The organism is uncultured Slackia sp. (assembly GCF_959608125.1).
Classification (GTDB): domain Bacteria; phylum Actinomycetota; class Coriobacteriia; order Coriobacteriales; family Eggerthellaceae; genus Slackia.
The window spans coordinates 1-19,440 of record NZ_CAUHPG010000027.1 but is presented as its reverse complement, the minus strand read 5'-3'; the positions used below and the strand labels follow the sequence as shown (position 1 = coordinate 19,440).

14 protein-coding genes, 2 tRNA genes, 1 pseudogene and 1 riboswitch are annotated in these 19,440 nt (G+C 58.6%); of the genes and pseudogenes, 9 read left to right on the top strand and 8 right to left on the bottom strand.

The features are described from left to right. Positions 1 to 3 precede the first annotated feature (3 nt). Both galE and Q6E04_RS08135 read left to right on the top strand, forming a co-directional pair. Complete coding sequence (galE, locus tag Q6E04_RS08140; RefSeq protein WP_303250278.1) at positions 4 to 1,071, top strand: UDP-glucose 4-epimerase GalE; 1,068 nt, start codon at positions 4 to 6, stop codon at positions 1,069 to 1,071. Between the two features lie 184 nt (positions 1,072 to 1,255). Then, positions 1,256 to 4,549: an ABC transporter ATP-binding protein/permease gene (locus tag Q6E04_RS08135; protein ID WP_303250277.1), complete on the top strand. Its 3,294-nt coding sequence runs from the start codon at positions 1,256 to 1,258 to the stop codon at positions 4,547 to 4,549. Between the two features lie 290 nt (positions 4,550 to 4,839). Here the strand turns inward: Q6E04_RS08135 and Q6E04_RS08130 are convergent, their stop codons facing one another. From Q6E04_RS08130 to Q6E04_RS08115, 4 genes and pseudogenes are all read right to left on the bottom strand, one after another. Next, the gene (locus tag Q6E04_RS08130; protein ID WP_303250276.1) at positions 4,840 to 5,583 is read right to left on the bottom strand and encodes an ABC transporter permease; all 744 of its coding nucleotides are present in this window, start codon (positions 5,581 to 5,583) and stop codon (positions 4,840 to 4,842) included. After that, positions 5,574 to 6,272, bottom strand: coding sequence for an ATP-binding cassette domain-containing protein (locus Q6E04_RS08125; RefSeq protein ID WP_303250275.1), 699 nt, complete (start codon positions 6,270 to 6,272; stop codon positions 5,574 to 5,576). The genes Q6E04_RS08130 and Q6E04_RS08125 overlap by 10 nt, the downstream gene beginning before the upstream one ends. Positions 6,273 to 6,369: 97 nt before the next feature. Then, positions 6,370 to 6,708 (bottom strand): annotated as a pseudogene (locus Q6E04_RS08120) (helix-turn-helix domain-containing protein); the annotation flags it as partial. 336 nt (positions 6,709 to 7,044) lie between these two features. Beyond that, on the bottom strand, positions 7,045 to 7,467 hold the full coding sequence (locus Q6E04_RS08115; protein WP_303250274.1) for a YjdF family protein: 423 nt from the start codon (positions 7,465 to 7,467) through the stop codon (positions 7,045 to 7,047). A gap of 260 nt (positions 7,468 to 7,727) precedes the next feature. Here Q6E04_RS08115 and Q6E04_RS08110 point away from each other — a divergent pair, with 260 nt between their 5' ends. Then, positions 7,728 to 8,195, top strand: coding sequence for a zinc ribbon domain-containing protein (locus tag Q6E04_RS08110; protein ID WP_303250273.1), 468 nt, complete (start codon positions 7,728 to 7,730; stop codon positions 8,193 to 8,195). Between the two features lie 358 nt (positions 8,196 to 8,553). Here Q6E04_RS08110 and Q6E04_RS08105 read toward each other — a convergent pair. From Q6E04_RS08105 to Q6E04_RS08095, 3 genes are all read right to left on the bottom strand, one after another. After that, positions 8,554 to 8,629 (bottom strand) — tRNA-Arg (locus Q6E04_RS08105). A 104-nt stretch (positions 8,630 to 8,733) separates the two neighbouring features. Beyond that, the gene (locus Q6E04_RS08100; protein ID WP_303250272.1) at positions 8,734 to 9,750 is read right to left on the bottom strand and encodes an FAD:protein FMN transferase; all 1,017 of its coding nucleotides are present in this window, start codon (positions 9,748 to 9,750) and stop codon (positions 8,734 to 8,736) included. 83 nt (positions 9,751 to 9,833) lie between these two features. After that, a complete protein-coding gene (locus Q6E04_RS08095) occupies positions 9,834 to 10,988 on the bottom strand; it encodes a M20 family metallopeptidase (RefSeq protein WP_123198677.1) in 1,155 nt (384 codons plus the stop codon). 121 nt (positions 10,989 to 11,109) lie between these two features. Next, positions 11,110 to 11,280: riboswitch (Lysine riboswitch) on the top strand. Between the two features lie 197 nt (positions 11,281 to 11,477). On the opposite strand from Q6E04_RS08095, the gene Q6E04_RS08090 reads away from it, so the two are divergent. The 4 genes from Q6E04_RS08090 to dapD all read left to right on the top strand — a co-directional run bounded on the left by Q6E04_RS08090 (position 11,478) and on the right by dapD (position 15,231). Then, positions 11,478 to 12,764, top strand: a complete 1,287-nt coding sequence (locus Q6E04_RS08090; RefSeq protein ID WP_123198678.1) for a diaminopimelate decarboxylase — start codon at positions 11,478 to 11,480, stop codon at positions 12,762 to 12,764. Between the two features lie 42 nt (positions 12,765 to 12,806). Further along, the gene (gene dapA / locus Q6E04_RS08085) at positions 12,807 to 13,700 is read left to right on the top strand and encodes a 4-hydroxy-tetrahydrodipicolinate synthase (RefSeq protein WP_303250271.1); all 894 of its coding nucleotides are present in this window, start codon (positions 12,807 to 12,809) and stop codon (positions 13,698 to 13,700) included. After that, on the top strand, positions 13,693 to 14,439 hold the full coding sequence (gene dapB, locus Q6E04_RS08080; protein WP_303250270.1) for a 4-hydroxy-tetrahydrodipicolinate reductase: 747 nt from the start codon (positions 13,693 to 13,695) through the stop codon (positions 14,437 to 14,439). Before dapA ends, dapB begins: the two co-directional genes overlap by 8 nt. 72 nt (positions 14,440 to 14,511) lie before the next feature. Next, a complete protein-coding gene (gene dapD, locus Q6E04_RS08075) occupies positions 14,512 to 15,231 on the top strand; it encodes a 2,3,4,5-tetrahydropyridine-2,6-dicarboxylate N-acetyltransferase (RefSeq protein ID WP_303250269.1) in 720 nt (239 codons plus the stop codon). A 222-nt stretch (positions 15,232 to 15,453) separates the two neighbouring features. Here the strand turns inward: dapD and Q6E04_RS08070 are convergent, their stop codons facing one another. Continuing rightward, positions 15,454 to 16,932, bottom strand: a complete 1,479-nt coding sequence (locus tag Q6E04_RS08070) for a response regulator transcription factor (protein ID WP_303250268.1) — start codon at positions 16,930 to 16,932, stop codon at positions 15,454 to 15,456. A 269-nt stretch (positions 16,933 to 17,201) separates the two neighbouring features. Here Q6E04_RS08070 and Q6E04_RS08065 point away from each other — a divergent pair, with 269 nt between their 5' ends. Together Q6E04_RS08065 and Q6E04_RS08060 are read left to right on the top strand one after the other, a co-directional pair. Beyond that, the gene (locus Q6E04_RS08065; protein ID WP_303250267.1) at positions 17,202 to 18,989 is read left to right on the top strand and encodes an FAD-binding protein; all 1,788 of its coding nucleotides are present in this window, start codon (positions 17,202 to 17,204) and stop codon (positions 18,987 to 18,989) included. A gap of 209 nt (positions 18,990 to 19,198) precedes the next feature. Beyond that, a tRNA-Ser gene (locus Q6E04_RS08060) sits at positions 19,199 to 19,286 on the top strand. Positions 19,287 to 19,440: the final 154 nt, after the last annotated feature.

Here is a 19,440-nt window from a genome sequence, read left to right as displayed (position 1 = left end):
TACATGTCAGAGAAGAAAACCATCCTGGTCACCGGCGGCGCGGGATTCATCGGAAGCCATACCTGCATCGAGCTTTTGCAGGCCGGCTACGGCGTCGTGGTGGTGGACGACCTCTCGAATTCGAGCGAGAAGGCCATCGAGCGCGTGCGCTCGATCGTGGCCGATGCGGCCAAGGAGGGCAAGGCGCCGGCCGATGCCGCCGAAAGCCTTGTGTTCTACGAGGACAACGTGCTCGACCGCGCGGCGCTCGACCGCATCTTCGATGCGCATGACATTTACGGCGTGATTCATTTCGCCGGCTACAAGGCCGTGGGCGAAAGCGTCGAAAAGCCGCTCGAGTACTATCACAATAACCTGGTCAACACGCTGGTGCTATGCGACGTGATGCGCGAGCACGATTGCAAGAACATCGTGTTCTCCAGCTCGGCCACCGTGTATGGCGAGCCCGATAACGTGCCTCTGCCCGAATCCGCTCCGAAAAAGCCCGCGACCAATCCGTACGGCTGGACGAAGTGGATGATCGAGCAGATTCTGACCGACCTTTCCGTGGCCGATGCCGAATGGAATATCGTGCTGCTGCGTTACTTCAACCCGATCGGTGCCCATGAAAGCGGTCTGATCGGCGAGGATCCCAAGGGCATCCCGAACAATCTCGTTCCGTATGTGGCCCAGGTCGCCATCGGCAAGTTGCCGGCGGTGCGCGTGTTCGGCAACGATTACGACACGCCCGACGGAACCGGCGTGCGCGACTACATTCACGTGGTCGACCTGGCTCGCGGTCATGTCGCGGCTCTGAATTGGATGGCTGACAAGCATGGCGTCGAGGTGGTGAACCTCGGCACAGGCAAGGGGTCGAGCGTGCTCGATGTGGTGGCCGCGTTCAGTCGCGCCTGCGGTCGCGAGCTTCCGGTGGACATCCAGCCGCGTCGTGCGGGCGATGTCGCCGAAAACTATGCCGACCCTTGCAAGGCGGAAGAGGTGCTCGGCTGGAAGGCCGAATACGACCTCGACCGCATGTGCGCCGACTCGTGGCGCTGGCAGTCGATGAATCCGAACGGATACGCCGACTAAGGCGAGGGCATGCAGACGATGCGGAAACGACGGCTTCGGCCGTCGTTTTTTACATGCGGCATCATGAGTGCCGAAACGGAAAGGTAACGGAGTCAGGGACTTTCGAACCGCTACGATATAGTTTATGTACTTAATCATATAATGGATTGAGATTCCTTTCTCGCCGCAAAGAAAGTCGGTCCGCATGCTCGAACTGAAGAATATTACGAAAGATTACGTGTCAGGCGATACGACGGTGCATGCCCTCAAGGGCGTGAGCCTGCAATTCCGGAACAGCGAGTTCGTAGCCATTTTAGGCCAATCGGGTTGCGGCAAGACTACCATGCTCAACATCGTCGGCGGCCTTGACCGTTACACGTCGGGCGATTTGGTGATCGATGGCGTTTCCACCAAGGAATATAAAGACCGCGATTGGGATTCTTATCGCAACCACAGCGTCGGATTCGTATTCCAGAGCTACAATCTTATTCCCCATCAGGACGTTCTTTCCAACGTCGAGCTGGCGCTCACGCTTTCCGGCGTTTCGAAATCGGAGCGTCGCAGCCGCGCCATCGCAGCGCTCGAACAGGTGGGGCTGGGCGATCAGCTGCATAAAAAGCCTAATCAGATGTCCGGTGGCCAGATGCAACGCGTCGCAATCGCACGTGCGTTGGTGAACAACCCTTCTATCGTGCTTGCCGACGAACCCACCGGTGCGCTCGATTCCGAGACCAGCGTGCAGGTCATGGAAATCTTGAAGAACGTGGCGAAAGACCGTCTTGTGGTCATGGTCACTCACAATCCCGAGCTCGCGGCCGATTACGCCGATCGCATCGTGCGCTTCAAGGACGGATTCGTAGTCGATGACACCGACCCATACGTGCCTAGCGCTGCGGAAATCGAGGCTGCCCGCCTTCGGGCGGGGGAGGCGCGCCGCACATCCATGAATCCGGCGACGGCGTTTTCGCTTTCGCTCAACAATCTTCTGACCAAGAAGGGCCGCACCCTTTTGACGGCATTCGCCGGGTCGATCGGCATCATCGGCATTGCTTTGATTCTTTCGCTTTCGACCGGCGTGAACGACTACATTGCCAAAGTGGAGCAGGACACGCTTTCCAGCTATCCGTTGACGATCGCCAAGCAAAGCTACGATTTGTCGGGCATGATGACAGGCGACGGACCAGCCGAAACGTCGACTAGCGGCGCTTCAGAAGCCGAAAGCGACGAAGCCGCCCCGCCCGCCGGCGAGCAGATCGGCGTGTTCACCATGCTGCAAGACATGTTCGCAAGCGTGAAGTCGAACGACATGAAGAGCTTCAAGGAGTTCCTCGACGAAGGCGGCGATGGAATCCAGTCCGACGTGAGCGCCGTGCAATACGACTACGGCATCACGCCGCTGGTGTATCGCGCCGATACCTCCGACGGAGCCGTCGCGCTTTCGCCGAACTCGATGACGATGGCCATGTCGGGCGGCGCTTCGAGCGGAGCCATGGCGGGCGCGGGCATGGGGAGCGCTTCGGCGTTCAACGAGATGATCGACAACCGTGAGCTTCTTGACGAGCAGTACAACGTCGTCGCAGGTCGCTGGGCCGAATCGGCTGACGAATGCGTGCTGGTGCTGTCGCAAAGCGGCAAGGTCAGCGACTACACGCTGTACAGCATCGGCGTGCTCGATCCCGGTGAAATGAATGCCATGGTGGAAAGCACGATGAATGCGACGGGTGAAATAGAGGTGCCCGAAAACGATGTCGAATTCTCTTACGACGACGCGCTCGACGTGCGCTTCAAGGTGCTGAGCCCGTCGGATTCGTATCGTAAGAACGAGGAGACGGGCGGTTGGACCGACATGTCCGATGACGCCGATTTCATGCGTGAAAGGGTGGAAGAGGGTCTCGACCTCAAGGTCGTGGGCGTGGTACAGCCCGATCCGGCCGCGAAATCGGCGGCGTTGACGCAGGGTATCGCCTACACGCATGACCTCTCGATCGAGCTGATGAATCGCGCCGCATCTTCCGAAATCGTTCAGCAGCAACTGGCCGATCCCTCGGTCGACGTGTTCACGGGCAAGTCGTTCGACACGTTGCAGGAGGAAGCTAAGGAGGGCGTCGACTTGGCAAGTCTGTTCACGGTGGACGAGGCGGCGATCGCGAACGCGTTCTCCTTCGACCAGAGCAAGCTGGGCGCGGCGCTCGACTTGTCGGGCATCGATTTTGGCGGCATGAACTTCGGCGCGTTGAATATCGACGTGTCGGACGCGGTGAAGAACATCGATATAAGCGCGCTGATGACGCAGGCGCCCGCACCTGACTTTTCGGGCATCCTGGGGAACATGCAAGACGACCCCGTGCTCGACGCTCCGCAGCTCGAGGAGCTTGCCAAGCTGAGCGCCGATTACGTGCAGGGCTTCATGGCGTGGTTGGCGCATAACGGCGACGGCCTTTCGCCGACCGACCCCGAGTTCTCCCAAAAGCTCATGGCGAAGCTTTCCGAATATGCCGCCACTCCTGAGGCGCGCGCTATGATCGATCGTGTCGTCGAGGTTGCGGGCGGTCCTGTTGCCGAGCGTTTGCAGCAGGCGGTCCAAGAATACGTGTCAGGTCAGCTTGCTCCGTACATGCAGGGCGTGTTCGAGAGCGTGATGGGTCAGGTTGCGAGCCAGATAGGCACGACGGTTTCGGGACAGCTGCAAAGCGGCCTTTCGTCGGCCATGGCTCAGATGGCATCGCAGATAGGTCCGCGCATTTCGCAGCAGATGGCCGCGGGGATGCAGAATGCGTTCACGATCGACGGCGCCGCTTTTGCCAATGCCATCCAGTTCAACATGGACGCCGAAGACCTGACTTCGCTCATGACGAATTATGCGAACGCCGGCAAGCTTACGTACGACAACAACCTGGTCACGCTTGGTTATGCGAACGAAGACGATCCGCAGGCGGTCAAGATCTTCCCGAGCGATTTCGAGGCGAAAGAGCGCGTGCTGGCGAGCATCGACGGCTATAACGAGCGGATGATGGCGGCGGGCGAAGAGGACAAGGCCATCGTCTACACCGATTACATGGGAGTCCTCATGGGTAGCGTGACCGACATCATCGATATGATTTCGCTTGTGCTGATCGCGTTCGTGAGCATCTCGCTGGTGGTGAGCTCCATCATGATCGGCATCATCACGTATATCAGCGTGCTGGAGCGCACGAAGGAGATCGGTATCCTGCGCGCCATCGGCGCATCGAAGGGCGACGTGTCGCGTGTCTTCAATGCAGAGACGTTCATCATCGGCCTGATTGCCGGCGTGTTGGGCATCGGCATCACGGTGCTGCTGACCATTCCGATGAACGTCGTGATCGAGCAGTTGTCGGGCGTGCAGCATATGGCGGCTGTACCTCCAGTGGCGGCGGTCGTTCTTATCGTGATATCGGTGCTGCTGACGCTGATCGGCGGCATCATTCCCAGTCGCATGGCATCGAAGAAAGACCCTGTGACGGCGCTGCGCACGGAGTAGGGGGGCGCATCCCGCCTCGGGCGGGCCATATGGCAGTTGAAAAGAACGCGGACCGCATCGGCCCGCGTTCTTTCGTAAAGGCGCCGTTTTTCGGAGCGTCCGCTGTTTTCGAGCATGTCCGGACGCAAGATCGACGCGAAAAGAAAAGCCGGCTCAGAGCGTGCTCTGAGCCGGCAATTGTTCGATGGTGCCCCCGGGCCGATTCGAACGGCCGACACCCGCTTTAGGAGGGGAGATTGTAGCTGGATGCCTGATTTTGGCTCCCCATAGGCGAGGGCTGTTTGTCGGAATCAGCGCTCGATTTTTCGTCCTTTAAGGAAGATGGCGGCCGCAACGGTAGCAAACACGGTGACGCTTGTGGCCGTTGCGAAGACGCCAATGAATGTTGCCGTGAGGGGAGAGCTGTAGTAGGTCAGTGGGTCGAGGGAGGAGGTTGCTATCCTATAGGCGAAGCTTCCAGGGATGATGAAACTCCAGTCGGCTCCAATGAACAGGCACGATGCGAATCCATAGACAACCGCTGCCGCGCTGACGGTAAGCTGGTTCCGCGATAAGACCCCGATTAGGAACCCCATTGCCGTTGACGTAATGATGATTGAAAGGGATTCGGCGGCGAAGCCAGGAACGAAGGCGGCGATGACAGGAAAGGATTCAGTTCCTTCAGCTGATAAAATAAGGCAGACAAAAGTAAGCAGCGCAAGTGCAGTGAGGGCCATGAAGGCGGAGACTCCTGCGCAGACAATCGCCTTTGACGCTAGGAGCTTGGTTCGCGGTATCCCATGCGTCACCCAGGTCAGATAGGTGCCGTCGCGCCATTCCTGGCAGACCTTGGAACCCGCTAGCATTACGACCGCCATGGGAAAGAATATGGCGAACTGATTATTGACAAAGAAAATTAGGTCAGAGGCGGATTTTCGTTCTCCTATAAAGGCACCAGCAGCGCCCGTGATAATGGGCAGGAGCGTCAGAGCGAGAATGAAGATGAGGGAGTTGTCCCGCTTGAGCTTGCATATTTCGTTGAACACTAGGCGCACGGTTGCCTTCCTTCCGTGTTGCTAGAAAAGATTTCCTCGTAAAGCCCCTCGAGCGCTGACGCGCTTCCAATGCAGAGAGTGGATGAAACCAGCCTGCCGTTCCTGACGAAGACGAGCTCGTCAGAGACCGCGGCAAGTTCTGGTAGGTTGTGGCTTGAGACGATAATGCACCGTTTCGGATGGCGGAGCGAACCGCGTAGAAGAGCCCTGACCTCTTTGATACCGAGGGGGTCAAGCCCGTTGGTCGGTTCGTCGAGGAGGAGGTATCGCGGAGAGCCGAGGCATGCCCGCGCGACGCCGAGCCTTTGGCGCATTCCAAGTGACATTTTAGTCACTAGAACGTCGGCTGAATCGGCTAGCCCGACCTCATCGAGCGCCGTCATGACGTCTGCTCTGTGTATTTTTCGGTAGCGAGCGTAGAGCTCCAAATTCTCGCGGGCGGTTAGGCGAGGATAGAATGCGGGGTATTCTATTAGAGATCCGAACTCCTCGTTCTCGGCGCGACGGCCGGCAGATAGCACCTCGCCCGAGTATGCAGTGAGCCCCAGCATTGTTTTCATCAGGGTGGTTTTGCCTGCTCCATTCGGACCCAAGAGTCCGTATACTTTGCCGTCTTCGAAGTCGAATGAGACGCCGTCGAGCAGCGATTTACCCCCGACTTCAAGACTGACGTTTTTCAATGAAATCATCCAATGCCCTTTCATTTTGCGCAGAAACGTACCCCTCTTCGCGTTGAGGGGTTCATTTCTTTATTCGTTTGAACCGAAAGGCGGGAAGGTGGACTGGCTACCTTACGAAAAACACTCCGTAGGACACAATTGCGGCGAAGAACACCAAGATAACGCAGCCAATGGCCAGAAATGCTTTCCAGGCGCTGCCAAGCATTGCCTTCCCTTTCTCCACGTCCGAATAAATCGAGGAAATGCGTTTTTCCGATTCGTTGAGGACACGCACATCGCCCACGTCAATTCCTCTCACAAGCTCATCGAGGCTCATTTCGTAATAGTCCGATAACAGAACGAGTCTTTGGAAATCAGGATAGGATTGTCCGAGCTCCCACTTCGAAACTGTTTGCCTAGAGACGCCAAGCTCGTAGCCGATTTGCTCCTGGGACAACCCTTTTCTCTTTCTAAGCTCGACGAGTCAATCGTTGAAATTCAAGAAAGCTCCTTTCCTTATTGTTGCGCTGCCGCGCTGGTGCGGTGCTATTGAAGCGCGGGGCGGGATGGGACGCTATCAATATAGGTTGGCAATTTGTCAACTAGAAGCGTCATCAGGCGATTTCGCCAGCGAAAGGGGTCAGGGGGATCGCCTTGTTGCGCGGCATGTTCCGCGGGTAAGACGAAAGGGGCAGTGTCTTTTGTTTGAGTGGGTTCCTTTTTTCTGCCTCAGGAGGCTCATTCCCTTTGTCTTCGAGAGGCCTAAAGAGGAAGGCGCTAGGATGACGCGATGGAGGCGGCGTCAATGTCCGCGATGCTTGTTCTTGCGCTTGTTCGCTCTCACGGAGCGTTTCCATGCTGAGACTTCCCTTCTTGCGGCTGCGCTTTCCTTTTGCGCTGCCGCTTTATTCTGTTCGCGCATCTTGGCGATGGCCTGTTGCGCCTTCGTACTGGGTGTCGCTTTCGCGGCAGCAAGCGCGGCTTCGCGTTGTCTGCGCTTGGGGTTACCCGATTCCTTTTTCTGCTCTGTTTTGACCTTAGGGGAGAATCTAAGCTCGCCCCATTTCTCAATGACGAACTGAAGGGCTTGTTCATTCGAGGGCTCTGCGCCGAACACCACATGGGCGGCAGAAAGCTCGCTTCCCTCGATTCTTTCAATCGTGCCGACCCAGAACTGCCCATTGAAATAGATAGTGAAGATGCTCGATGGTCCTTCTCTGTGCATTATCCGTGCCTCCTCGAACGCGCAAAAAACCAAGCCCTCGTTATGTAGGGCTTCTTGCACGGAGAAGAGACAACCAAGGAGGCAGGTTACGGACGGCGTTCGCGGCGCCGCACCCCGACTACTCAACGGGGCAGTGTTTTTATCTCCGAATGTAATTCTAGCAAAGGGCGGATTGCCTGCGTGGCGCAACGAAGTGTTGCTTGCGCGTTGGTCGCGCCGTTGGATAATTGAATGTGAACGGCAGGAAGAAGGAGGTATCCATGATATTGAAGGACGTCCTTTCCACGCTTCGTCGCGAGCGTGGACTGACTCAAGAGCAGCTTGCGAAAAGGCTCTTCATCACCCGTCAAGCAGTAAGCCGCTGGGAGACCGGCGAGACGGCTCCCGGAATCGATATGATTAAGCTTATTGCCCGCGAGATTGACGTCCCAGTGACGCAGCTCCTCGAGATGCCTGATCATTATTGCCAAAGCTGCGGCATGATGTTTACGGGGCCTGATCAGCTCGGCCATAAGTCCGATGGCGCGGAGACGCAGGATTATTGTCGCTGGTGCTACGAAGGTGGTTCTTACGTTTGCGAAATGACCATGGATGACATGATTGAGGAGTGCGCCCCGCGTATGGCCGATGCCATGGGTTGGAGTGTTGACGAGAGCGCCTCGCTCCTCGGTGCGGTGCTGCCGACGCTCGAGCGATGGAAGGAGCAAGGCTCGAATCGACAGGAGTGAAGGGGCCCTTATTTAGCGGGCCGGCTTTGGTTTTGAAGCGACGGCGTTTATTTCGTGCAGAGTGCTTTGACTCGCTGCAGATGCCCCCCCTTTTTTTCTTCTCATGCTGCATTTTGACGGCTGGTGTTTGGGATTCTCTTCCCGTTGACTTTTCAACGTTTTACGGTCGAGACTTAGAATGTGGGGCCATCTGGTTATGGAAGGTATTGAAAACCGGTCGTTTCGTGCAATCCCCTTTTCTTCAAGATTTCTCCATAGAAGAACTTTTCACCCGAATTTCACCTGCTTGACATCGCCCGTGAGGGGCTCAAAAAAGAAAAGCTGGTCAAAAGCAAGCTTCTGACCAGCGGTTATTCGATGGTGCCCCCGGGCCGATTCGAACGGCCGACACCCGCTTTAGGAGAGCGGTGCTCTATCCCCTGAGCTACGGAGGCGTATGCAAAAATCTATTTTACCATTGCATGGGTGGATGCGCTCCCGGTGCGATGAATTTCCTTGATATTCGTCTTTCGCCGCGTCGATGCCCCGTTTTCGGCGTCTACGCCGGCCGCGAGGGCTGCTCGATCGCGACGACCCTTCCTTCGTCGTCGGCCAAATACGCCGCCATGATAGAGGGGTGTTCGCGGACGAAGCGGACGGCCCGTTCTTTTCCCAGCGCGAGCAGCGTGGTCGAATACCCTTCCGCATCGAGCGACGTGCGTGCGACGACGGTTGCTCCTGCGATGTCGGTCTGCACGGGAAAACCCGTTTCGGGATCGAGGATGTGGTGGTACGTCGTGCCGCCGCGCTCGAACGAGCGCTCGTAGGTGCCGCTCGTGACGGCCGATGCGTCCATGAGCGGCACGGCGCCGAGGATCTTGCCGCTCTCGCGCGTTTCGCGCGGGTCTTGCAGCCCGATTTTCCACGGATTGCCGTCGGGCTTCATACCATGGGCGAGCACATTGCCGCCCAGATTCACGATGAAGGAATGCACGCCTGCCTGAAGAAGAATGGCCCCGACCGCATCGGCTATATAGCCCTTAGCGGTCCCGCCCACGTCGACCGAGGCGTCAGGGTCGTCGAGCCGAATGCGGTAGCGCGTTTTGCCGTCGCGTTCGCTTTCGACTTCGTCGAACTCGATGCCGCGCCAATCCACATGGCGAAGCGTGGCTTTCAGCTTCGCTTCGTCGGCGATGATGCCGCGATGGAAATCCCACAGGCGTACGGCGGACCCCATGGTGATGTCGAATACGCCGCCGCTTTCGGCGCAGTAGCGAACCGACGCCGTCAGCAGATCGAATGTTTCACGTGAAACATCGACCCATGCTCCGCGCGCGTCGTTTATCCTCGAAATGTCGGAGTGGGGAAGCGTGCGGCTGAATAGTCGTTCGAACCTGCGACACGCGTTGAGTGTTCGCTGAAACGCTTCGCGGCAGGCGTCTTCTTCGGCGAACGCTTGCAGGCTGACCACCGTATTGAATGCGTAGAACATCGCCGCGCATTGCCCCGATGCGTCAGGGCCTCGGAAGTCGAATGCGTCTTCGAGGGGGATAGGATCTGCGGCTTGCGCGGTCACGGTCGGTTCCTTTCTTATGCATACGGCTCAGGCGGCGTTTGCGCGGTGTTCGGCGTTCGAGGCGCACGGAGCATCGGCTTCGCCTACGGAATGCGCACCAGCTTTTTGTACGTTTCCAACCCCGCCGCAAGTATGCGCTCGTCGAAATCGAACGTGTCGGCGTGCAGGGGAATGCCCGTTCCCGTTCCCAGAAGCAGGAACACGCCCGGCAGATGGCGCTGGTAGAAGGCGAAATCCTCGCCGATCAGCAGCGGTTCGGGCAGCTCGTGCAAATCGGGCAGCGCCGCACGCGCTAAGTCGAAGAGGGCTTCATCGTTGACCACGGGGGGATAGCCTTCGCTGAAATGAACGGTGCAGGTGCAGCCCGCTTCGGCGGCGCGGCTTTCGGCGAGTTCGGCCAAATGCTGCTTGGCCGTTACGGTCATGGTATCTGAATAGGTGCGCAGGCTGCCTTCGATGTGCGTGTGCGAGGAAATGACGTTGCGCGCCTGTCCGCTTTGCAAAAGGCCGAACTTGAGCAGGCACGGCTCGGCTTTCGCCTGCTCGGCCATGTAACCGTAGGCGTCCAACACGAATCGCATGCCGGCCTCGAGGGAGTCGGCGCCGTCGGCCGCCTTGGCGATGTGGGTCGCCTTGCCGTGGAAATCGAAGGTCGATTCGCTCGTCGCGGCAAGCAACGGACCGGGACGGCTCGCCACTTCGCCCATCGCGAGATCGGGCCACAGATGGAAGCCGAATATGCGGTCGACGCCATAGCGCTCGAACACGCCCGATTCGCAGATGAAACGCGCGCCGCCCGTGGTTTCTTCGGCCGGCTGGAATACCAGAAGAACGCTGCGGGGCAGCTCGTCGAACGATTCCGCAAGATGGTGAGCCAGGCCGAGCACCATGGCCATGTGGCCGTCGTGGCCGCAGGCGTGCATATGACCCTGATGGCATGAGGCGTATTCCGCGCCCGACTTCTCGGTCACGGGGAGGGCGTCCATGTCAGATCGCACGGCCGTGGCATGCTCGCTTTTGCGGTCGAAGAACATGCAGAGCGAGCTTTTGCAGGGCGAAAAGACCGTGCAGGCGTCTTTTCCGTATCGCGCGGTCACGTCATCGCACAGGGCCTCCAGCTCGCCGCACACGTAGCGAAGCGTTTCGGGCAGATCGAAGTCCAGCTCGGGGATGCGATGCAGATCGCGACGCAGGCGCGTGAGGAGTGCGAGTTCGTCGGCGGGAGAAGCGGTGGTCATGGCGGTCCTTCCTGCGGCCGCGTGAGCGGCGCGATTTCGTATTTATTGGTGCAGCATATACGCATTTTTGCAAGCCGGGGCGATTTTTCTTGACTATCGCACACTAAAGCGATAATTTCATACCTACGATAGAGGCGCGGACAAGATGAACTTTGGCAGAGCCGGCAGGCGTTCGATGCCAAAGGGAGGTGCGTACCGCCGAACTCGGGTGCCAGGCGTGGCATTCGGGTGGGCCTGCGGGGAATACCCTCAGGACTGTCCGCGGCAATGCCGCGGGTGCGCTATCTTGCTGATATGCATACGGTTTCGTATCGCCAGTGAGGCAGCGCCTTGCTGGCGATTTTCATATCGGCAAGCAGGCGCCCTTCTATCCAGTATGTTTCGGTGCGATCCGCGGGTCATTCGTGGCGCCCGCTTTCGCCCGTTGCATGCGCCCCACGCCCGACGCGCCCCCGAGGCGCAGTGTTGCAGCGAGAAAGGTGCGCCTTCATGGAGAAGAGGCCGTTTGCTACCAAAGACCAGCTCGAGGCCATAGCCGAGCAGTTCCCCACGCCGTTCCATCTGTATGACGAGGCGGGAATCCGTCGCAATATGGAAGCCCTGCGCGACGCGTTTTCGTGGAACGAAGGCTACAAAGAGTATTTCGCGGTGAAGGCCACGCCGAATCCGTTCCTCATCAAGATCTTGCAGGAATACGGCTGCGGCTGCGATTGCTCGTCGTACACCGAACTCATGTTGTCGGACGCATGCGGCGTACGCGGCCATGACATCATGTTTTCTTCGAACGAAACCCCCGCGGCCGATTATGTGTTGGCCGATAAGCTCGGCGCGATCATCAACCTCGACGACATCACGCATATCGATTTCCTCGAGCAGACTATCGGTTCCATCCCCGAAACGATCAGCTGCCGCTACAATCCCGGCGGCCTGTTCGAAATCAGCAACGGCATCATGGACAACCCTGGCGACGCCAAGTACGGCATGACCACCGAGCAGCTCTACGAGGCGTTTCGCATTCTGAAGCAGAAGGGTGCCAAGCATTTCGGCATCCACGCGTTCCTTTGCAGCAACACCGTGACTAACGATTACTACCCCAAGCTTGCAGAGGTCCTGTTCAAGCTCGCGGTCGATCTGCAGCGCGAAACGGGCGCGCACATTTCGTTCATCAACCTGTCGGGCGGCATCGGCATTCCGTACGAGTCCGGCCAGGAGCCCAATGACATCCGCGTCATCGGCGAAGGCGTTCGCCGCGTGTACGAGGACGTCCTGGTTCCTGCGGGCATGGGCGATGTGGCGCTGTACACCGAGCTCGGCCGCTTCATGCTGGGCCCTTACGGCTGCCTTGTCACGCGCGCCATCCACGAGAAGCATACTCACAAGGATTACGTCGGCGTGGATGCCTGCGCGGTGAACTTGATGCGTCCCGCGATTTACGGCGCCTATCACCACATCACGGTGGCGGGCAAGGAAGACGTGCCGTGCGACCACGTGTACGACGTGGTGGGAGGCCTGTGCGAGAACAGCGATAAATTCGCCGTCGACCGCGCGCTTCCCGAGGTCGTTCCTGGCGACCTTCTGGTCATCCACGACACGGGCGCCCATGGCCACTCTATGGGATACAACTATAACGGCAAGCTGCGCTCCGCCGAGGTGCTGCTGCGTGAAGACGGAAGCGCACAGCTCATTCGCCGCGCCGAGACGCCGGCGGATTATTTCGCCACGCTCGATTGTTTCGACGATTACTCCTATCTGGCTCACAAGCCCGAACGGATCTAAATACGGCACAGCGAAAGGATCGCTCTTTCGAAAGGAACGGATATGGCTGATCTGAAGAACCTCAAAGGCTCGATCGTGGCGCTTGTCACGCCCTTTGCCGCCGATGGCAGCGTCGATTTCGACGCGCTCGGCCGCCTGATCGACTTCCATTTGGAAAATGAAACGGATGCGCTGCTCATTCTGGGCACGACGGGCGAATCGTCGACGATGTCGCACGAAGAAGACGACGCGGTGTGCGAGTTCACGGTGAAGCGCGTCGCCGGCCGCATTCCCGTCATCGCGGGCAGCGGCTCCAACTCTACGCAGACCATGGTCGAAAAGAGCCTGAGCTATCAGCGCATCGGCGTCGACGGCCTGTTGCTCATCACCCCGTACTACAACAAGAGCAACGAAGAGGGCATCTACCGTCACTTCACCGCCGTCCTCGATGCGGTCGATATTCCGTGCATCCTGTATAACGTGCCCGGCCGCACCGGCTGCTCCATTTCCGAGCGCAACATCGAGCGCTTGTCCAAGCACCCGAACGCCCTCGGCATTAAAGAGGCGTCCGGCAACATGTCGTATGCCGCCCGCATCGCGCGCTATGTGAACGAAGACTTCCTCATGTTCTCGGGCAACGACGACATCGTGCTGCCCATGATGGCCCTCGGCGCAAGCGGCGTCATCTCGGTTTGGGCCAACGTCATGCCGCTCGAGGTGCATCGCATGGTTTGGAACTATCTCGAGGGCGACCACGATGTGGCGCTTGCCGAGCAGCTTCGCTGCATGGATCTGATCGACGCCCTGTTCTGCGAGGTCAATCCCATTCCCGTGAAGGGCGCTCTGGAAATGATGGGCTACGGCAAGGCCGAATACCGCCAGCCGCTGTGCGAGCTGAGCGATGCGGGCCGCGCGCGCGTCGAAGAGGCCCTGAAGGGAGTTGGTCTGATTGGCTAACGAGCAGAACGCCCGACAGGAAATCGGTGTTTTCGTCATCGGGGACGGCCGTATGGGCACGATCATCCGCGAACTCGTCGAGGCCGAAGCCGGCTTGAAGCTGGTCGGCATCGTCGGCGCCGACACGAAGGAGGACCTGCGCGAAGCGGCCCCCGCTGCCGACGTGGCCATCGACTTTTCCCATAAAGATATGCTCCCGCTGGTCGAGGCGTATGTCGCCCGCACCGGTGCGGCGCTGGTGAGCGGCGTGACGGGGTATTCGGAGGAAGAGCTCGCTCGCGTGAAGGACCTGGGTCGAAATTCGGCCGTCATCCACAGCGCCAATTATTCGCTCGGCGTCGCCGTGCTTCGCCGCTTGGCCGCCCAGGCTGCCGAGGCGCTCGCCGAATTCGATATCGAAATCACCGAGACGCATCACAACCAGAAGGCCGACGCGCCGAGCGGTACGGCGAAACTGCTGCTCGAGGCCGTGAACCCCGAAGGCGCCTACGAGCCGGTGTATGGCCGCGAGGGCATGTGCGGCAAGCGCGATCCGCGCGAGATCGGCGTCCATGCATTGCGCGGCGGCACGGTCGCCGGCACGCACGCCGTGCATTTCTTCGGCCCCGACGAAGAGGTCGAGCTGACTCACCGCGCTACGAGCCGCCGTATTTTCGCTACGGGAGCCGTCGCGGCGGCGAAGAAGATCGTCGCACGCGAACCCGGTTTCTACACGTTCGACGAGCTGATGTTCGCATAGCATGTAAGACGGCCGGCCCCGCGCCGGCCCACGCCGCTTCCGCGGCCGCATCCACGAAAAAGGAGAACCTTCATGAACGCAGAAGAGATCATCAATTTCATCGCCACGGCTGAGAAGAAGACGCCCGTGAAGCTGTATGTTCGCGAGAAGCCCGGCCAGAAGATCGATTACGCTGCCCATTGCGACAAGGGCGCCGTCAAGGTGTTCGGCAGCCGCAAGGGCAAGGTCGTGTTCGGCGATTGGGCCGATCTTGCTCCGGTGCTCGAGGAGAACGCCGACCGCATCGACTATTACGAAGTCGAAAACGATTGCCGCAATTCCGCCGTGCCGCTGCTCGACAAGAAGGGCGTCAACGCCCGTATCGAGCCCGGCGCGATCATTCGCGACCAGGTGGAAATCGGCGACAACGCGGTCATCATGATGGGTGCGGTCATCAACATCGGCGCCGTGATCGGCGAAGGCACCATGATCGATATGGGCTGCGTCCTGGGCGGTCGCGCCACCGTCGGCAAGCATTGCCACATCGGCGCGGGAACCGTTCTTGCCGGCGTGGTCGAGCCTGCCAGCGCGACGCCCGTCATCGTGGAGGACAACGTCATGATGGGTGCCAACGCCGTCGTGCTCGAGGGCGTTCATGTCGGCGAGGGCGCCGTCGTGGCCGCCGGCGCCGTGGTGGTCAACGACGTTCCTGCGGGAGCCGTGGTCGCCGGCGTTCCTGCAAAGGTCATCAAGATGAAAGACGCGAAGACCGAGGGCAAGACCGCTCTCGTGGATGCGCTGCGCACGCTCTAGAGCTTTATGTCGATATCGTTTTGCGAACGAAGGGTCTCGCTCATGCGGGGCCCTTCGTTCGCTGTGGAGCAAAGCCTTGCCCTGTTCGCAACGTAAGGCCGCTCGGCTTTGCGTGTCGGCATCATGCTTTTCGTGCGGGCTTCAGTCGTCTGGATAATCGCAATTGGCGAAATTAGATTGAAAACAGGCGGCGCTTGCAGGGGCGGGAGACGGAAATCGACGCTACTCGCCTGAAGTTTCCTTTTCGTAAAGCGAAATCGTCTCGTCGCGATTATGCGTGTCGCATTTGCGATAAATGCTGCGAAGGTGCGACTTCACCGTCGATTCGCTGATGAAGAGGGCGTTCTCGATGTATTTCATGCCCCTTCCCGCTATCCAGAGTTCAAGGACGTCGCGCTCACGAGGCGATATGTCATACGAAGCGGCAAAGGCATCCATTCGCTTGTCGGGTTCGCCCCCCATTGCGGGGTGTGCTTTCGGTTCTTGATTTTTGGAGCCCTGGTCGGTGTCGGTTTTTTGCGATGCAGCGACAGAGTCTTTCTTCGAGCCCTGTTTGTCGGCTGCTGTATCGGCCCTATCTTCGTCTTCGAAATCGACTTCGAGGACCAGGTGCCCTTCGCTGAATGCGAAGCTTACGGCTAGCAGTATGGCCACGATGGCCACGGCGAAGAACAAATGACCCTGTTCGGCGAAAAGCGGCGTGACGACCTGGCCGAGCGTATTGCCTGCGCATTCCGCTATCCAGCCGATCGCGAATACGAGATGGGGCTTTACGGGGGTCTTTTTGGCCCAGAGGGCAAGAACGGTCCAGGTTATTACCTCGGCTGCTAAGTTCGCATAGAACACGAGCGCCGCGGTGATGCCTGTTGAAGATGCAAGAAGGAATACGAAGCCCGCGAAGCAGGATAGAAGGATCTTGTAGAAGATGGACGGATCTATGCGTTTTTTGACCAGTAGGGCGCTGCCGATGAAGAACGCGGTGATCAAAAGGGGGACGAGCAGCGAAATCGGCGTAACGGAGGAGTTGAACTGCTCGAATTCGGGGGCGAGGGTCGCGATGGAGCGGACTATGAAGAAGGTCACCGCCAGGCCGAGCAAAGTACGAGCGGGAATGGCGGCGGCTATCACCTCGCGCATCGTGCGAGAGGCGTCATTTTCCGAATCGCCGCCGCGCATTTTCGGAAGCAAGATCATGGAGAGCAGCGGTAGCAGCGAAGACGTGGTGCTTGCGATTGCGGCGGGGCAGGAGAGGATGGCCCAGCAGGTGACGGCGGCGATGCTGAGCGCGCAACCTGTCGTGATGATGATCGTCCGAGGCTGGAGGTCGGCAAAGGTGTCGAACCACGACATGATTACCACGATTGCGAAAAACCCAGATAAAGCAAGTCCTCCTAAGCGAAAGGCTTCGGCAGCAGCGAATGCCGGATGGGTGTACAGAAGGGTTCCCGCGGCCATAAAGGCACTTGCCGTGACGACGAAGGGGGTCTTTCCCGAAATCGAAGGGAAGGTCCTGAGGAAGACGATGCTGCTTAGGCAGGCTACCAGGCCCGGAAGCATGGACATCGGTGCGGCGTAGATGTCGCTCGGCGATCCGAAGGCCGGCGAGAACAGCAGGATGATCGCCCAGGCGCATACGCATGCATAGCCGACCGCGAAGCAGGCGTGGGCGGGAATGAAGGCTATTTCGCGCGACTCGATCAAAATTCCTCCTGGAATGACGTTCGATGCATTATCGCATAATGGTTGCATGTCAAACGGAAGATTCGACCATGATGGTTGATGCGTGCTTGGGACCATAAGCGCATGAACAGGGATTTTAATCGTTGGTCGACCTTTTCGACCATGACGGTGGGTGCATACCGGCTGGTTTTCTAACACAATGCGGGGCATCGGTTCGAATGGCTCCGCCCCCCTCTTAATGGCGGGGCCGTTCCGGGCCGGCGCTATAGGAGAGAACGGGAGGGAATGCCATGTTCAATGAAACCGAGGGAATCAGTCGTCGTAACTTTTTGTCCGGTGCTGCCGTTATGGGAGCTGCGCTTGCGGGCGTAGCAGGTCTTTCAGGGTGTGCGCCGAGCACTGCTTCTTCTAAGGATAAGGCTGCCGCATCGTCCGAATCGTCTGTGACCACGGTCGGATACGACGGAACGGGCGCATTGCCTTGGTTGGGAGAAAAACCCGAGATCGCCGATGCTGACGTGGCCGAAAACATCGATGCGGATGTCGTCGTCGTTGGCCTTGGTTGCGCGGGTGTTCCTGCCGCACGTGCCGCCGCAGAGGCAGGCGCCAAGGTCGTATGTCTGGAAACGTCGTCTAAACTGAATAGCGCGGCAAGCGACATGGCCATCTTCGGTGGCCAGACGCAGGCGCAGTGGGGCCGCGGCGATGGCTTCCTCGACAAGAAGATGGTCGTCAACATGCACATGGAAGAGTGCAGCCACCATGCGAATTACGGCATCATCAGCCGATATTATGACGAGTCGGGTGCGGCTCTCGACTGGTTCATTGAGCCGAGCGACGTGTATATCGCGGAAGAGAGCTATGCTGAGATTCCGGAAGAAGGCCAGAAGAACTACCTGTATCCCTACATGTATCCGATGCCCGAAACCTACGATTACACGCAGGAAGACCTGCCTTGCTATCCTACTTCTGTGGGCTTCAGCAGCCTTGCTACCGTGATGGCCGACAACCTTCAGGCGGCCGTAGATGCAGGTGCCGAGGTTCGTTATAAGACCAAGGGGGTCGAGCTGATTCAGGATGAGAGCGGGGTAATAGCCGGCATATACGCACAAGAGACCGGCTCGGAAAAGTATATTAGAATCAACGCTAAGAGCGTTGTGCTTGCAACGGGCGACTATCTCGGCAACGAAGACATGATGAAGTTCTACGCTCCCGAGTGCATTGAGAACGGTATTCAGATTTTGAGTATCGATACCGACGACGAAGGCAACTACACCAACGTGGGCGAAGGCCACAAGATGGGCGCATGGGCCGGCGCGGCCGTCGAGCAGTGGCATGCTCCCATGATTCACCACATGGGCGGCGGCGCTGGCGCCGACGGTCGTGGCGTGATCGGCAATAACGGATATCTGTGGCTGAATTTGCGCGGCGAGCGCTTCATGAACGAGGATCTTCCAGGGCAGCAGCTTGAAAATCAAGTCGAGCTGCAACCTCAGCGTAAAGCGTATCAGTTCTTCGATTCCGCCTGGCCCGAGCAGCTCGCCTATTTCCCCGCAGCGCATGGCGTCGCATGCTTTTATCGCGATGAGCCCCTGCCTGAATATGCTGCCGCAGGCCTCAGGATTAATGTGCGCACCGATTCCGATATCGAGACGGCCGTCGAAGAGGGGCGTTGCCTGAAGGGCGACACCATCGATGAGTTGCTGGCTCAAATCGAAGGAATGGATGTAGATGCCGCGAAGGCATCGATCGAGCGCTATAACGAATTGGCCAAAAACGGCGAAGACGCCGACTTTTTCAAAAGCGCCAAACGTCTTTTCCCGTTGGAGAATGGACCCTTTTATGCGGCAGAGTGCGGCTGTGCGCTGAATCTCTGTAACCTCGGTGGATTCGAGTCCGACAAAGAATGCCGAGTGTACGATAGCGAGCGCAACGTCATCAAAGGCCTGTACGTATGTGGAGCAACGCAGGGCGGTCGATTCAATGTGCAGTACCCCATTTCGCTGAAGGGCTTGAGCGCCGGCATGTGCATGGTTTATGGCAAGATTGCCGGAGAAAACGCCGCAGCTGGAAAGTAAGAGATATATTCGGCGCCGCACCCCCCTCCGTTGCTGGCGCATGTTCATACGGGTTTGAGACCCATGCGAAGAGGGCCCTCTGTACGATAGGGGCCCTCTTCGCGCGTATGGGGGAGCGGGTCTCTCTCCGGGGTTATCGTGCAGGGGGGAGGCGTTCCTTTCTAAGCGCCTCAAAGGGCGGCTGGATGTGGTATCCTTCAATGCGTTTTGGAGGAATGGCCGAGTGGTTGAAGGCACTTGTCTTGAAAACAAGCAGGGTGAAAGCCCTCGTGGGTTCAAATCCTACTTCCTCCGCCAGATGCTTCTACCCCGTCTCGATCGTTCGCGGCGGGGTTTTCTTTTGTGCCGGGCCGCTCCCTATCTATATATAGGAGAGGCCCCGTCCGCCCCTCCGAAGCCCCTTTGTGGAGGAATCGTGGAGCGGAGAGAAATCCCTTGCGCGGGGCGGGGC

Bases quoted from the DNA above. Each gene is read 5' to 3' on its own strand.
- galE (WP_303250278.1), top strand. From the start codon at position 4: ATGTCAGAGAAGAAAACCATCCTGGTCACCGGCGGCGCGGGATTCATC.
- Q6E04_RS08135 (WP_303250277.1), top strand. From the start codon at position 1,256: ATGCTCGAACTGAAGAATATTACGAAAGATTACGTGTCAGGCGATACG.
- Q6E04_RS08125 (WP_303250275.1), bottom strand. From the start codon at position 6,272: ATGATTTCATTGAAAAACGTCAGTCTTGAAGTCGGGGGTAAATCGCTG.
- Q6E04_RS08115 (WP_303250274.1), bottom strand. From the start codon at position 7,467: ATGCACAGAGAAGGACCATCGAGCATCTTCACTATCTATTTCAATGGG.
- Q6E04_RS08110 (WP_303250273.1), top strand. From the start codon at position 7,728: ATGATATTGAAGGACGTCCTTTCCACGCTTCGTCGCGAGCGTGGACTG.
- Q6E04_RS08095 (WP_123198677.1), bottom strand. From the start codon at position 10,988: ATGACCACCGCTTCTCCCGCCGACGAACTCGCACTCCTCACGCGCCTG.
- Q6E04_RS08090 (WP_123198678.1), top strand. From the start codon at position 11,478: ATGGAGAAGAGGCCGTTTGCTACCAAAGACCAGCTCGAGGCCATAGCC.
- dapA (WP_303250271.1), top strand. From the start codon at position 12,807: ATGGCTGATCTGAAGAACCTCAAAGGCTCGATCGTGGCGCTTGTCACG.
- dapD (WP_303250269.1), top strand. From the start codon at position 14,512: ATGAACGCAGAAGAGATCATCAATTTCATCGCCACGGCTGAGAAGAAG.
- Q6E04_RS08065 (WP_303250267.1), top strand. From the start codon at position 17,202: ATGTTCAATGAAACCGAGGGAATCAGTCGTCGTAACTTTTTGTCCGGT.